The following is a 13781-nucleotide window of genomic DNA, read 5'->3' on the forward strand; positions in this document are numbered from 1 at the left end:
GGGTCAGGCCAGGTGCCCGTGCAGGCGCACCCTGGCCAGCCCGCCGTCCGGATAGACGTCGACCCGTACGTGGGTGACCGGCTCGGTGTGGGCGAGGCGGAAGCGGTGGGGCGTGTCAGGTTGCAGGCGGGTCTTCGGCAGCAGCTCGACCTCGTGCACGCCGGTCAGCCCGGTGAGTGCGACGTGGCCGGGGGCGTTGAAGATCAGGTTCGTGGTGTCGATCTCGGCCAGGCGTACCAGGCCGGGGCCCGCCAGGCGGATGAGCAGCCAGTCGTTGCCGGGGTCGCGGCGGCGCGCGGTCTCCCAGCCTTCGGCCTGGTGGCGGGCCAGGCCGGGGGCGATGACGTTGTTGGGCGCGGAGTAGAACTCGTCGGAGCAGGCGGTGACCAGGCCGCCGTTCTGGAGGGCGGCCAGGTCGAGGCTCAGGCCGTCATAGACCGACAGGTCGGGGCGTACCTCGCCGTGCACGCGCAGGCGGGCGATGCCGCCGTCGGGGTACATGTTCAGCCGTACGTGGGTGTAGCGGGTGTCGTCGCCGGTGACCTCGACGTGGTGCTCGGCGTCGCCCTTGAGCGCGGTCCTCGGGACGATCTCCGTCCAGACGGCGGCGGCCAGCTCGGCGGGTGAGGGATGGCCGGGCACGGCGGCGGCCTCGACCGAGGCGTACGGCGGGTAGTTGCCCTTGAACCAGGCCGTGTCGATCACCACCCCGCGGATCGCCCCCGGCAGGCCCAGCCGTACCAGGGCCCAGTCGTGGCCGGGGGTACGGCGGCGGCGGGTCTCCCACCCGTCGTACACCTGGCCCTTGTTGCCGAACGTCTCGGCGCGGAAGCCAGGGCGGCCCGGCCTGATCAGGCTCTCCTTCTCGGCGAAGGACTCGTCGCTGGCCGCCACGACCGAACCGCCGAGGGTGCGCAGGGCCAGGTCGGGCAGGGTGGTGAAGCCGGGCATCTACTGCTCTCCCAGGATGAGTCGGCCGTGCGGCTCGCCGTCCACGGGACGTCCGCGCAGCCAGGTGGTCAGGACCACGCCCTTGAGCACCCGGCCGTGGTAGGGGGTGACCGGGTTGCGGTGGTGGAGGCGGGCGGCGTCCACCGGGTTGTCGGCGTCGGGGTCGAAGGCGACCAGGTCGGCGTCGTACCCGGGCCGGATCGCGCCCTTGCCGGGGATCCGCGCCATCGCGGCGGGGTTGGCCGACATCCAGCGGACGACGTCGGCGAGCCCGTGGCCGCGCCGGGCGGCCTCGGTCCAGACGGCGGACAGGCCGAGCTGGAGGGAGGCGACCCCGCCCCAGGCCGCGGCGAAGTCGGGCACCTTCAGGTCGGCGGGCGAGGGCGAGTGGTCGGAGACGACGCAGCTCAGCACGCCTTTGGCCAGGCCCTCCCACAGCAGCTCGCGGTTGGCCCGCGACCGGATGGGCGGACAGCACTTGTACGCCGTGCCCCCCTCGGGCACCTGCTCGGCCTCCAGCGTCAGGTAGTGCGGGCAGGTCTCGGCGGTGACCGCCACCCCGTCCGCCTGGGCCGCCTCCAGCACGCCGAGGCATTCGGCGCTGGAGACGTGCAGGATGTGCACGCGCGCGCCGGTCTCGGCGGCCAGCGCGACGACCCGCGCGACCGCGCTGCGCTCGGCCGCTCCCGGCCGCGACTCCAGGAACTCCCGGTACGTCGGCCCGCCCGGCTCGGCCAGCAGCTCCGGGTCCTCGGCGTGCACGACGACGAGCCCGTCGAACCCGGCGACCTCCGCCAGCACCGCCCGCAGCTCCGCCGTGCCGAGCGGCGGGAACTCCTCGACCCCGGACGGCGACAGGAAGCACTTGAAACCCCGCACGCCACGCTCGTGCAGCGGCCGCAGCTCCTTGAGGTTGCCCGGGACCGCCCCGCCCCAGAACCCCACGTCCACGTGGCACTGCCCCCGGGCGGCCCGCAGCTTGACCTCCAGCGCCTCCACACTGACGGTCGGCGGCACCGAGTTGAGCGGCATGTCCACGATCGTGGTCACGCCGCCGGCCGCGGCTGCCCTGGTCGCCGAGGCGAACCCCTCCCAGTGCGTACGGCCCGGCTCGTTGACGTGGACGTGCGTGTCCACCAGGCCGGGCAGCAGGGGCAGGTCGCGCAGGTCGATGTCCTCGGCGGCGTCGAGGGGGTCGGCGTAGCCGTACAGGGCCTCGACACGCTCGCCCCGTACGGCCACGGCCACGGGCCGCTCCCCCTCGGGCGTGACGGCCCGGCGGGAACGGACGACGAGGTCGTAGTCGGTCATCTGCCCTCCAGATGGTCGGCCAGGTGTTCGGCCGCCACGCGGGCGGCCAGGCGTTCGAGGAGCGGGCCCGCCTCGGCCATGCAGCGGGCCGGGTCGGGCTCCAGGTCCGTCAGGGCGTAGGCGGCCTCGATGCCGGCGTCCTTGAGCTGGGTGTCGCTGAGGGTGCGCCGGCCGCAGACCGCGACCACCGGCACGCCCGCCCTGGCCGCCGCCTGGGCCACGCCGACCGGCGCCTTGCCGCGCAGGGACTGCTCGTCGAGCGACCCCTCCCCCGTGATCACCAGCCGCGCGTCCCGGACGAGCTCGCCGAAGCCGAGCAGGTCGAGCAGGTACTCGATGCCGGGCCGCAGCTCGGCGTGCAGGAACGCCAGCGCCGCGAACCCGACGCCGCCCGCCGCGCCCGCGCCGGGGGCTCCGGCCACGCCCATGGCCCTCGGGGTGTCGTCGTGCTCGACGGCGCCGAGCAGGCCGTGGGTCTGCGTGGCGACGGCGGCCAGCCGGGACAGGCCGGCCTCCAGCGTACGGACGTCTTCGGGGGTGGCGCCCTTCTGCGGACCGTAGACGGCGGCGGCGCCGTGGGGGCCGAGGAGCGGGTTGTCCACGTCGCCGGCGACCACGAACTCCACGTCCTTGACGTCGGCGAACCCGGACAGGTCGATGCGGGCCAGGCCGCGCAGCGCGGCGCCCCCGTCCGGCAGCTCGGCGCCGTCACCGTCCAGCAGGCGCGCGCCGAGCGCCCGGACCATGCCCGCTCCCCCGTCGGTGCCGGCGCTGCCGCCGAGTCCCAGGACGATCCGCCGGGCGCCCCTGCGCAGGGCGTCGGCGATCAGCTCTCCGGTGCCGTACGAGGTGGCCGTCAGGGGCGCGGGCCCGGCGGGCAGCCGCCGCAGTCCGGACGCCTCGGCCAGCTCGATCACCGCCGTCGGCGTCCCGTCCGCCTGCCGCCAGGCGTACGAGGCGGCCACGCGCTCTCCCGTGGGCCCGGTGACCTCCACGGTGACCTGGTCGAACCCGCAGGCCACGGCCGCCTCGACGGTGCCGTCGCCGCCGTCGGCGACCGGCAGCTCGACCGCCGGCACCCCGAGCCCGGCCGCCACCCGCGCCGCGACCTCGGCGGCGGTGAGCGAGCCCTTGAACTTGTCGGGTGCCACCAGAACCTGCTTAACCACTACGAACTCCCACAAGATGCTGAACAATGGCCGGACACGCCTTCCTGCCCGGTGCGAGCGGGCAGGAAGGCGTGACTCATCATCACATCAGGCGACCTCCCGGTCCTGCCGCAGGGTGCACCCTTGCTGACCGGTTCTGAGGTGTCTGGTCCGCCGATTAGGCTCAGATCCCTTAAGGAGGCGTTTATGCGCATTTCGGAGCGGGAGCGGCGGCGGCGGCTGGGTGTGCGCCACAGCCTGGCGGCCAAGGCGGCGACGCCGGAGGAGGCGACGGCGTCCGTGGTGGTGCTGCACGCCACCGACCCGGCGACCGTGTTCCTGTCGGCGGGCGCGCGGCTCACCGCGCCCGGCCCCGCGCCGGTCGAGCGGGCCCTGTACGAGGACCGCACCCTGGTACGCATGCACGGGATGCGGCGCACGGTGTTCGTGGTCCCGGCCGCGCTGGTCCCCGTCGTGCACCACTCCTCCACGCTGGCGGTCGCCACGAAGGTACGCAAGGCGCTGGTCAAGGAGCTGACCGGGGCCGGCGGGTGGGACGAACCCTGGCTGGCGGAGGTGGAGTCGTCGGTCCTGCGCGTCCTGGCCGGCGAGGGCACCGCCACCGCGACCCGGCTGGGCGTGCTGGAGCCGCGGCTGCGCGAGCAGTTCCGGGTGGCCGTGGGCAAGCCGTACGAGGCCGTGCACAGCGTCGGGCAGCGGCTGATCACGTTGATGGGCATGGAGGGCCGGCTCGTCCGCCGGGGCCGCCCGTCCGGCTCGTGGACCAGTACGCAGCACCTGTGGGCCGTCGCCCCGCCCATGGCCGAGCTGACCGTCCCCCAGGCCCAGGCCGAGCTGGTACGCCGCTGGCTGGCCGCGTTCGGCCCCGGCACGGAGGCCGACGTCAAGTGGTGGACCGGCTGGACGCTGCGCGAGGTGCGCGCCGCGCTGGCCGCCGTCGGCGCGGCCGAGGTCGAGCTGGACGAGGGCCCGGCGTACGTGTTGCCGGACGACCTGGACGAGACGCCCGAGCCGGAGCCGTGGGCGGCGCTGCTGCCCGCCCTCGACCCGACGCCGATGGGCTGGCAGGGCCGCGACTGGTACCTGCCGAAGGAGCACCGGGCCGAGCTGTTCGACCGCAGCGGCAACGTCGGGCCGACCGTGTGGTGGAACGGGCAGGTCGTGGGCGGATGGGGGCAGCGGCCCGACGGCGAGGTCGTGTGGCGGGCGCTCACCGACGTGGGCTCCGACGCGGTGGCCGCCGTCGAGGCGGAGATCGCCGGGCTGGCCTCCTGGCTCGGCGGCGTCCGCGTCACGCCGCGCTTCCGTACGCCGCTGGAGCGCGCGCTGGCGCAGTAGGCCGCCCGCGCGCGCCCGTCAGGACACCACGCGGATGAACTCCTCCAGGGAGTAACGCCCGTCCTGGTCGGTGTCGGCCTCCTGGCTCAGCGCGCCGAGCGCCTCGGCGGGCAGGGCCGGGAAGTGCCGCTTCAGCTCGGTCTCGCTGATGAAGCCGTCGCCGTCGGAGTCGATCTCGGCGAAGGTGCTCTTGAGCTGCGTCAGCCGCTCGTCGGGGAGTTCTGGCGACACGGGACCGCCTTTCGGTGCTGGCTACCACGTTTCCGGACATTCCCACCCTAGTGATGGATCTCCCTGGCCGCCGTGAACCCGTGCTCGGCCGCCAGCCGCGTCAGCCTGCGGTGCGCGTCGGCGCCCGCCCGGCCGGCGGCGTCGTGGGGCGTCGTCCGCAGCTCGCCGTCCTCGACCACCGTACGGCCGCCGACCAGCACGAGGGCCACGGGCGGCGGCGGCCCGAACACCAGGGCGCACACCGGGTCGGCCACGGCGGCGGCGAAGGGCCCGCCGGTCCGCCACAGGACGACGTCGGCCAGCTTGCCCGGCTCCAGCGAGCCGAGCTCGGCCTCGCGGCCCAGGTTGCGCGCGCCGCCGAGGGTGGCCAGTTCCAGTGCCTGGCGGGCCGACAGCGCGTGGGGGCCGTACCTGGCCCGCTGGAACAGCAGCGCCTGGCGCATCTCCCCGGCGAGCGACGTCAGCTCGGAGGAGGCGCTGCCGTCCACGCCGAGCCCGACGTTCGCGCCCTGGCGCAACATCTCCGACACGCGGGCGATCCCGGCTCCCAGGCGGGCGTTGGAGGAGGGGCAGTGGGCCGAGCCCGTGCCGGTGCGGGCGAGTTTGACGATGTCGCCGTCGCTGAGGTGCACGGCGTGCGCGAGCCACACGTCCGGGCCCAGCCAGCCCAGCTTGTCCATGTAGTCGACGGGACGCATGCCGAACTGCTCCACGCAGTGCTCGTCCTCGTCGAGGGTCTCGGCCAGGTGGGTGTGCAGGCGTACGCCCCTCGCCCTGGCCAGGGCGGCCGACTCGGTCATCAGCCGGGCGCTGACCGAGAACGGCGAGCACGGCGCGACCGCCACCCGCACCATCGAGGACGGCGAGGGGTCGTGGTGGGCGTCGATCGCCTCGGCCGTCGCGGCCAGGACGTCGTCGAGCTCCTCGACCACCTCGTCCGGCGGCAGCCCGCCGTGCGACCTGCCCCGGTCCATCGAGCCGCGCGCCGGGTGGAAGCGTACGCCGATCTCCCGCGCCGCCTCGATCCCGGCCGCGAACAGGTCTCCCCTGCCCTTGGGGAAGACGTAGTGGTGGTCGCTGGAGGTGGTGCAGCCCGCCAGCGCCAGCCAGCCGAGCCCGGCCGTGGCGGCGCCCCTGACGACCTCGGCGTCCATGGCGGCCCATACGTCGTAGAGCGCCACCAGCCACTCGAACAGGGTGGCGTCCTGGGCCAGCCCCTGCGAGGCCCACTGGTAGAGGTGGTGGTGGGTGTTGACCAGGCCGGGGGTGGCCAGGCAGCCGGAGCCGTCCACGCGCCGGGCGCCGGGGGTCAGCGGCGCGGGGCCGGGGCCGAGCGCGGCGATGCGGTCGCCCTCGACGATGATATGGCCGGAGGGGATCTCGGGCCCGGCGACGGGCGCGATGTGCACGTTCTCGATCAACAGCGTCGTCGGCGGGGTCGGCGGCTCGCTCGTCGGGGTCATCGGGCCGCCTTCCGGGCCGCGGCCAGCCGTACGGCGTCGAGGATCTTCTCGTAGCCGGTGCAGCGGCACAGGTTGCCCGCCAGCGCCTCGCGGATCTCGGCGTCGGAGGGCCGGGGCACGCGGTCGATCAGGTCGTGGGCCTGGACGAGCAGGCCCGGGGTGCAGAAGCCGCACTGCACGGCCCCGCATTCGGCGAACGCCTCCTGCACCGGGTCGAGCCGGTCGCCGTCGGCCAGCCCCTCGACGGTACGCACCCGCCGCCCCTCGGCCTGCCCGGCGGCGACCAGGCACGAGCAGACCGGCAGGCCGTCCAGGTAGACCGTGCACGAGCCGCATTCGCCCTGCTCGCAGGCGTTCTTGGAGCCGGGGAGCCCGACGCGCTCGCGCAGGACGTACAGCAGGCTCTCGCCCTCCCAGACGTCGTCCACGGTCTCGTCGCGGTCGTTGACGGTGAAGGTGAGGCGCATCAGGCCGCCCTCCTCGTGAGGTGGTCGTTCCAGGCCCAGGTGAGTGTGCGCCGGGCCATCACGCCGACGGCGTGCAGCCGGTAGGCGGCGGTGCCGCGCACGTCGTCGATCGGCGCGGCGGCGGCCGCGCACAGCTCGCCGAAGCGGGCCAGCAGCGCGGGGTCGAGCGGCGCGGTCCAGTCCAGCTCCCTGGCCAGCAGGTCCTCCGCCTCCAGGGCGCGGCGCGGTGTGGGCGCGGCCGAGCCGATCCCGGTCCCGACCCGCCGCTCGCCCGGGTGCAGGGCGACCGCGAACGAGCACACCGCGATCACCATGGCGTTGCGCGTGCCGACCTTGGAGAAGTACTGGGGGCCGGGGGCCGGATCGACGCGTACGGCCCTGATCAGCTCGTCCGGCTCCAGCGCGTTGCGCTTGACCCCGAGGTAGAACTCGCCCGCGGGGATCAGCCGGGTGCCCCGGTCGCGCGACTCGACCTCGACGACCGCGCCCGCCGCCAGCAGCGGCGGGTGGCTGTCGCCCGCGGGCGAGGCCGCGCCGAGATTCCCGGCGACCGTGCCGCGGTTGCGGATCTGCGGCGAACCGACCGTACGCGCGGCCTGCGCGAGCCCCGGCAGCACGCCGCCCAGCTCGTTCACCACCGTCGTGTACGTCACCCCGGCCCCGATCCGGCAGACCCCGTCGGTCATGTCCCATTCGCGCAGCTCAGCCACCTGGTTGAGGTCGAGCAGCGCCTCCGGCCTGCGCACGTCGAAGTTGATCTCGACCATCACGTCGGTCCCGCCCTGGACGGGCAGGGCACCGGGCCGGTCCGCCTTGGCGGCCAGCGCCTCAGCCCACGTGGTGGGCCGCAAGAAGTCCATCGTCCTCACTCCCAGGCGAATCCCGCGTCGGGGGCGTCCTCACGCAGCACACTGCCCTCGATCAGCCCGTACGGGCGGTCGGCGGCGTAGAAGACCTCGTTCTCGTTGTCCAGGCCGAACGGCGACAGGTCGACCAGGAAGTGGTGCTTGTTCGGCAGCGCGAACCTGACCTCGCAGACCTGAGGCCAGGTCGTCAGCACGCGCTCGCCCATGGCGTACAGCGTCTGCTGCAACGACAGGCTGTGCGTCTGGGCGAAGGCGTCCAGCAGGCATTCGCGCACCCGCGCGTACGGCGGGCGCTCCCCGTCCCCGGCGTGCCGCCACCGGGCCGTGACCGCCGTGGCCAGGATGCGGTCGGTCGTCGGCCGGAGGGTGGTGTACTCGTCCACGATGTAGCCGTGGAACTCCGAGCCGGTCGAGTTCAGCACGACCAGGTCCGTCAGCCCCGACACCACGGTGGTGCGGCCGTCCCCGTCGTGGTGCACGACACAGGTGCGCACCTCGCCCCCGTCGCGCACGAACGAGTGCCGCGACCGGCCCGGGATGCGGTTCCAGGCGTACTCCTCGATCTCCACCCGCGCGTGGTGGATGGACGGGTACGCGGAGACGTAGTGGCGGGCCAGTAAGAGGGCGAAGTCCTCGATCTCCTCGACGCCGTGTTTCCTGGCGAAGGCGTAGACGAGGTTCTTCTGCGTGTCGGTGGGCAGGACCGCGGCGTTGCTGCCGGTCCGGTGCACCTCTTCCATGTCGCCCGACAGGGCGGAACTGACGTTGATGTCCTTGATGTGGTGGGTCGTTCCGTCGCGTACCACGCGGACGAGCCGGGTCTCCGCCTTGCCGTAGCGGTTGGGGCCGAGCTTGACGGTCATCTAGCTCCCTCGGTAGGTGGAGTACGCGTACGGGCTGAGCAGCAGCGGCACGTGGTGGTGCGCCTCCGGGTCGGACACGGTGAAGGCGATGACGACCTCGGGGTAGAAGGTGTCGGCCAGGTAGGCGCCGGTGTCGAAGACCACGCGGTGCACGCCTTCCCCGGTCTCCCAGCCCCCGATCCGGCCGTCGTCGTCGGTGCTGCCCCGCGCGAGCACGCGGCCCCCGTGCTCCAGCCGTACGCCGACGCCGGCGGCCGGTCTGCCGGTGACCGCGTCCAGGACGTGCGTCGAGAAGCTCATCTCCCCTCCTCCTCCATGAGCTTCCCCAGCCGGAGCCGGGTGATCTTCGCCAGTTCGTCGCGGACGACGCCGCGTTCGGTCTCCTCGTCGTTGCCCAGGCGCGCGCGCAGCCGGGCCAGCAGCTCGGCCCCGCTCAGCCCGGTGGCGCACACCAGGTAGACATGCCCGAACCGCTCCTCGTAGGCGCGGTTCCCGTCGGCCAGCGCCTCCCGCAGCCCGGCACCGCCCTCACCCGCGCCCGCCTGTTCCTGGCGGGACCAGCGGGACTCCCTGGCGTCCCCGGGCGCGCGTTCCCCGATCCTCGGGTGGGCGGCCAGCGCCTCCAGCACGTCGGGCCACTCCAGCGCGCGTACGGCCGCCGCGGCGGTCTCGGCCAGCCGTTCGCGGCCGGTGTACGGCCTGCGGGCGGCCACGTCCGCGGCGAAGGCGCGGGAGGCGCAGCAGGCCAGCAGCTCCGCCTCCGCCTCCGCCCGCGGCCGCCGGTTGAACCCGGCCAACGAGTTGGGCATGTCAGCAGTACACACAGGGGCCTGCTCCCCGGTCCATCCGTGAGAACTCCCAAGTACGCAACGGGATGGCCAGGACTTTTCGTGTCATGCTCCAACCACGCCCCGGCCGGGCCGCCCTGAGCTGCGCCTACACTGGGAGCCATCATGAGCCCGACATCCCTGATCGGCGGACACGTGTCCGTCACCGGCGGCCTGGCGACCGGCGGTCTGAAGTACATGGCCGAGATCGGCGCCGAGATGGTCCAGGTGTTCGTCACCAACCCGCGCGGCTGGGCGCTCAACGACGGCAAGCCCGCCGAGGACGCCAAGCTGGCCGAGTCCGGCGTCGACGCCTTCATCCACGTGCCCTACCTGGTCAACTTCGGCTCACCCAGCCCCGAGACGCTGGCCAACTCCATCGCGGTCGTCCGCCACACGCTGCGGCGCGGCGTCGAGACCGGCGCCAAGGGGGTCGTGGTCCACACCGGCTCGGCCGTCACCCAGTCGCGCGACGACGCGCTGCGGCAGGTGCGCGAGACGCTGCTGCCGCTGCTGGAGGAGATCCCCGACGGCGGCCCCGACCTGCTGCTGGAGCCGATGGCGGGCCAGGGCGCGATGCTCTGCGCGACCGTCCAGGATCTGGAACCCTATCTCGCCGCGCTCGACTGGCACCCGCGGGCCTGCGTCTGCCTCGACACCTGCCACGCCTTCGCCGCCGGTCACGACCTGGCCGCCGAGGGCGGGGTGCGGGAGACGTTCGACGCGCTCCACGCCATCGCGCCCGGCCGGCTCAAGCTGATCCACGCCAACGACTCCAAAGACGTGTGCGGGGCCAAGAAGGACCGCCACGAGAACATCGGCGCGGGTCACATCGGCGCCCGGCCGTTCGCCGAGCTCATGCGTCATCCGGCGGTGGCGGGTGTGCCGATCTGCATCGAGACGCCCGGCAAGGCCGACAAGCACCGCGAGGACATCGAGCTGCTGAAGAAGCTCCGCGACGAGGACTGACCCGGCTTTTCCCCCGTAACGGGGATGAAGAGCAAGCCCGGTCGTCAATCGTGATAGGGGCGCCTGCTCTCGCGATCCGGCCGCCCCCGAAGGCCGGATCGCGGGGCCGGGGTCCGTGGCCTCCGCAGGCGCCCCCTCACCTGATCGGCAGGCGGGCCCCACCCCCCGGTCAAGGGCCCGACAGCCGAGGTGACCTGCGCGGTCACCGGTGAAGCCGGCGCATCAGGCCCTTACTTGGGCCTTGCGGCCCGTCCCCCCCCGATGCGCCGGGTGGCTTCTGATGCGGAAACACTACGGTCGCGATCTTGTGCGCGAAACCCTGTTTACGGTCAGCGCGTCGAACGGTCTGTAGTCATCGCCATACGGAGAGCGGTCATCCGGCGAGCGGTCTTCCGCGAGCGACGAGCGGTAGCTTCGTGGGTCCTCCCGGGGCCCGGCGGCTGCCTGCCGACCGTCGTCCGGCCGGCCCGTGGCGGGTCCGTACCCGCGTGACCTGGGAAGTCTTTACCATCGCGACACCGCTACCAGACCCGGCGCCCCACCGGGCACGACGTCGGCACGCCCAGCTTCACGCCCGCCCGAACGCACCAGCCCCCCGCGTCCCGGGGGCGCAGGGGGCCGTACAGGGCCGCCAGAGGGCCGTTGGCCGGGGGCGGGCGGGTGAGGTCAGGAGAAGACGCCGCGGTGCTGGCGGACGAGTTGCTCGCGGACCTGGCGGCTGTGCCTGCGGCTGACCTGGAGGGTCTCGGTGCCGACGGTGAGCGTCACCCGGCCGCCCTCGAAGCGCAGCTCGCTGACGTGCCGCGCGGAGACCAGCGTGCTGCGGTGGACGCGGATGAACCCGGCCTCCGACCAGCGGCGTTCGAGCGCGGCCAGCGACATGCGCACGAGGTAGCTGCCGTCGACCGTGTGCAGGCGGACGTAGTCGCCCTTGGCCTCGGCGAACCAGACGGCCTGCTGCGGCACGAACCTGGTGCGCCCGCCCAGCTCGACCGGGATCACGTCGTCCTGGGCCGGCTCGGCGGGCGGCGCCGAGGCCGCCTCCAGCCTCCTGACCGCCTCCGACAGGCGCTCGGCCCGGACCGGCTTGAGCAGGTAGTCGACGGCCTCCAGCTCGAACGCCTGCACCGCGCACTCCTCGTGCGCCGTGACGAACACCAGCTTCGGCGGACTGGGGAAGCCGCCGACCAGCCGGGCGAGGTCGAGCCCGCCGAGGCCCGGCATCCTGATGTCGAGGAAGATCCCGTCGAGCCGCTCGCCGCCGCCGATCATCTGGACCATGTCCTGCAGCGCGGTGACGCCGTCGGCCGCGGTCGCGACGTGTTCGATTCTCGGGTCCTGGCGCAACAGATAGGCCAGCTCCTCAAGAGCGGGCACTTCGTCGTCGACCGCCAGGACCCTCAGCATGGCCTCCACGCTGGCCTATGAAAGCAAAGGTCACAAGCGACACGCCAGCCCTGCGTAAAGAAACGACTACAATGCGCTAATTTGTGTCTTCGGTACGCGCAGCCGCACCTTGGTGCCCGCGCCGAGCGCGGTCTCCACGACCAGGCCGTAGCCGTCGCCGTAGATCTGGCGCATGCGCAGGTCCACGTTGGCCAGGCCGATGCCGCCGCCCTCGCGGGCCGGCTCGCCGTCGAGCATGCGCCTGGCGCACTCGGGGTCCATGCCGGTGCCGTCGTCCTCGACCGTGATGTGGGCCTCGGGGCCGGCGTCGCGGATCACGACCCGCACCTCGCCGCCGCCGCGCCGGCCGCGCATGCCGTGCTTGATCGCGTTCTCCACGAGGGGTTGCAGGCACAGGAACGGCACCGGCACCGGCAGCACCTCGGGCGCGACCTGCATGCTGAAGCGCAGTTTGTCGCCGAAGCGGGCCCGTTCCAGCAGCAGGTACCGGTCGACGCAGGTCAGCTCGTCGGCCAGGGTGGTGAAGTCGTGGGCCCTGCGCAGGGCGTAGCGGGAGAAGTCGGCGAAGTCGAGCAGCAGGTCGCGGGCCCGTTTGGGGTTCGTACGGACGAACGAGGCGATCGTGGTCAGGGCGTTGTAGACGAAGTGGGGCGAGATCTGGGCGCGCAGCGCGCGCATCTCGGCCTCCAGCGCCCGGCGGCGGGAGGCGTCGAGGTCGGCCAGCTCCAGCTGCCCGGACACCCAGCGGCCCAGCTCGGTCACCGTACGCACGAGCGTCGCGCTGACCTCCTCGTCGAAGGCGGCCAGCGTGCCCACGACCGTGTCGTCGACGGTCAGCGGCACGACGACGGCCCCGTACGGCTCCCCGGCGAACACCTGCGCGCGCCCGGCGGCCAGCGTCGTGCGGGCGTAGGTGAGCACGTCGTCGGTGCAGGGGCCGTCCCAGGCCAGCGCGGCGTCGGTGGAGGTGATCGCGACGGCGCGGGTGCCGAGCAGCGTGCGCAGATGGCGCACGGCCTTGCGCGCCGACTCGCGGTCGAGCCCGGCTCTCAGGGCGGGGGCGGCCATCGCCGCGACGTGCAACGCGGTGAAGGCCGCTTTGTCCTTCCTGTCGCCTTCGGGGAGCGCATGGCGGCGCGTCCTGGCGCAGGCGTAGCCGAGGGCGAAAAGCAGAAGGGAGAGCGCCACGCAAGCGGTGGTCTGCATGCGGGAAACCGTAGCCAATAACCCACCGTGTTCGGGTGAAAACCCTGAGCGAAGTCTACGGTGGACCCTCGCCGGGTTCCTCCTGGTAGGAGTAACGCTGTTCGCGCCAGGGATCGGCCAGGTTGTGGTAGCCGCGTTCCTCCCAGAAACCGCGCCGGTCCTCCAGGAGGTATTCGATGCCGCGCACCCATTTGACGCTCTTCCAGGCGTACAGGTGGGGGACCACGATGCGCAGCGGGTAGCCGCGATCGGCGCTGAGCGGCTTCTCGTCCAGTTCGGTGGCGAACAGGGTGTCGGGGGCGGCGAAGTCGGACATGCGGAGGTTGGCGCTGTAGCCGTACTCGGCCCAGATCATGACGTGGCGCACGCCGGGGTCGGGCGGCGCCAGCTCCATGATCGTGGCCGGGGTGACGCCCCGCCATTCGTTGGCCATGAGGGAGAACTTGGTGACGCAGTGGAAGTCGGCCAGGCGCGTGACTCTGGGCAGCAGCTCGAAGTCCGACCAGGTCAGGCAGTGTTCCTCGCCGGAGGCCGTGGCGCCGAAGACGCGGAAGTCCCAGCTCTCCGGCTTGAACGAGGGCACCCTGCCGTAGTGGATCACGGGTCGGCCGCGCGGGACGTACTGGCCTGGAGGCAGGCGCGACTCCTCCACGATCACTCCCCTCACCGATCTCGCGTCTTGAGCCATCCTGCCATCGGCCCGCCCACGCCCC

At 73.2% G+C, this 13781-nt stretch carries 15 protein-coding genes; 2 read left to right on the forward strand and 13 right to left on the reverse strand.

Annotation, left to right across the window (positions count from 1 at the left end; translation table 11 throughout):
• Positions 1-3: 3 nt before the first annotated feature.
• From alc to IEZ27_RS16380, 3 genes are read right to left on the reverse strand one after another with little or no spacing between them, the layout of a single operon-like run.
• Positions 4-951 (reverse strand): allantoicase, encoded by a 948-nt coding sequence (alc, locus tag IEZ27_RS16370; protein WP_189647992.1) that lies wholly within the window; start codon positions 949-951, stop codon positions 4-6.
• Positions 952-2262 carry an allantoinase AllB gene (gene allB, locus IEZ27_RS16375; RefSeq protein WP_189647993.1) on the reverse strand — a complete coding sequence of 437 codons (1311 nt, stop codon included), beginning with the start codon at positions 2260-2262 and terminating at the stop codon, positions 952-954.
• Positions 2259-3413 carry a glycerate kinase gene (locus IEZ27_RS16380; protein ID WP_189647994.1) on the reverse strand — a complete coding sequence of 385 codons (1155 nt, stop codon included), beginning with the start codon at positions 3411-3413 and terminating at the stop codon, positions 2259-2261. Before IEZ27_RS16380 ends, allB begins: the two co-directional genes overlap by 4 nt.
• A 204-nt stretch (positions 3414-3617) precedes the next feature.
• Between IEZ27_RS16380 and IEZ27_RS16385 the strand changes: the two genes are divergently transcribed.
• Positions 3618-4769, forward strand: coding sequence for a winged helix DNA-binding domain-containing protein (locus IEZ27_RS16385; RefSeq protein WP_189647995.1), 1152 nt, complete (start codon positions 3618-3620; stop codon positions 4767-4769).
• Between the two features lie 18 nt (positions 4770-4787).
• Here IEZ27_RS16385 and IEZ27_RS16390 read toward each other — a convergent pair whose 3' ends face one another.
• The 7 genes from IEZ27_RS16390 to uraD are packed head-to-tail and all read right to left on the reverse strand — an operon-like array spanning position 4788 to position 9468.
• The gene (locus tag IEZ27_RS16390; RefSeq protein ID WP_125630645.1) at positions 4788-5000 is read right to left on the reverse strand and encodes an EF-hand domain-containing protein; all 213 of its coding nucleotides are present in this window, start codon (positions 4998-5000) and stop codon (positions 4788-4790) included.
• Between the two features lie 47 nt (positions 5001-5047).
• Complete coding sequence (locus IEZ27_RS16395) at positions 5048-6463, reverse strand: 8-oxoguanine deaminase (RefSeq protein ID WP_189647996.1); 1416 nt, start codon at positions 6461-6463, stop codon at positions 5048-5050.
• Positions 6460-6930: a (2Fe-2S)-binding protein gene (locus IEZ27_RS16400; RefSeq protein WP_189647997.1), complete on the reverse strand. Its 471-nt coding sequence runs from the start codon at positions 6928-6930 to the stop codon at positions 6460-6462. Before IEZ27_RS16400 ends, IEZ27_RS16395 begins: the two co-directional genes overlap by 4 nt.
• Positions 6930-7790 (reverse strand): FAD binding domain-containing protein, encoded by an 861-nt coding sequence (locus tag IEZ27_RS16405; protein ID WP_189647998.1) that lies wholly within the window; start codon positions 7788-7790, stop codon positions 6930-6932. Before IEZ27_RS16405 ends, IEZ27_RS16400 begins: the two co-directional genes overlap by 1 nt.
• 5 nt (positions 7791-7795) lie before the next feature.
• The gene (pucL, locus tag IEZ27_RS16410) at positions 7796-8659 is read right to left on the reverse strand and encodes a factor-independent urate hydroxylase (RefSeq protein WP_189647999.1); all 864 of its coding nucleotides are present in this window, start codon (positions 8657-8659) and stop codon (positions 7796-7798) included.
• Complete coding sequence (gene uraH / locus IEZ27_RS16415; protein ID WP_125630655.1) at positions 8660-8959, reverse strand: hydroxyisourate hydrolase; 300 nt, start codon at positions 8957-8959, stop codon at positions 8660-8662.
• Complete coding sequence (gene uraD, locus IEZ27_RS16420) at positions 8956-9468, reverse strand: 2-oxo-4-hydroxy-4-carboxy-5-ureidoimidazoline decarboxylase (protein WP_189648000.1); 513 nt, start codon at positions 9466-9468, stop codon at positions 8956-8958. The genes uraH and uraD overlap by 4 nt, the downstream gene beginning before the upstream one ends.
• Positions 9469-9612: 144 nt before the next feature.
• Here uraD and IEZ27_RS16425 point away from each other — a divergent pair, with 144 nt between their 5' ends.
• Positions 9613-10455: a deoxyribonuclease IV gene (locus IEZ27_RS16425; RefSeq protein WP_125630659.1), complete on the forward strand. Its 843-nt coding sequence runs from the start codon at positions 9613-9615 to the stop codon at positions 10453-10455.
• A 666-nt stretch (positions 10456-11121) separates the two neighbouring features.
• Here the strand turns inward: IEZ27_RS16425 and IEZ27_RS16430 are convergent.
• The 3 genes from IEZ27_RS16430 to IEZ27_RS16440 all read right to left on the reverse strand — a co-directional run bounded on the left by IEZ27_RS16430 (position 11122) and on the right by IEZ27_RS16440 (position 13720).
• Positions 11122-11862: a LytR/AlgR family response regulator transcription factor gene (locus tag IEZ27_RS16430; RefSeq protein WP_189648001.1), complete on the reverse strand. Its 741-nt coding sequence runs from the start codon at positions 11860-11862 to the stop codon at positions 11122-11124.
• Between the two features lie 66 nt (positions 11863-11928).
• Entirely contained in the window at positions 11929-13068 is a 1140-nt protein-coding gene (locus IEZ27_RS16435; protein ID WP_189648002.1) for a sensor histidine kinase, read from the reverse strand.
• Between the two features lie 55 nt (positions 13069-13123).
• Entirely contained in the window at positions 13124-13720 is a 597-nt protein-coding gene (locus IEZ27_RS16440; RefSeq protein WP_229824036.1) for a molybdopterin-dependent oxidoreductase, read from the reverse strand.
• Positions 13721-13781: the final 61 nt, after the last annotated feature.

The sequence above is a fragment of the Nonomuraea spiralis genome, assembly GCF_014648435.1.
GTDB classification, from domain to species: Bacteria; Actinomycetota; Actinomycetes; order Streptosporangiales; family Streptosporangiaceae; genus Nonomuraea; species Nonomuraea spiralis.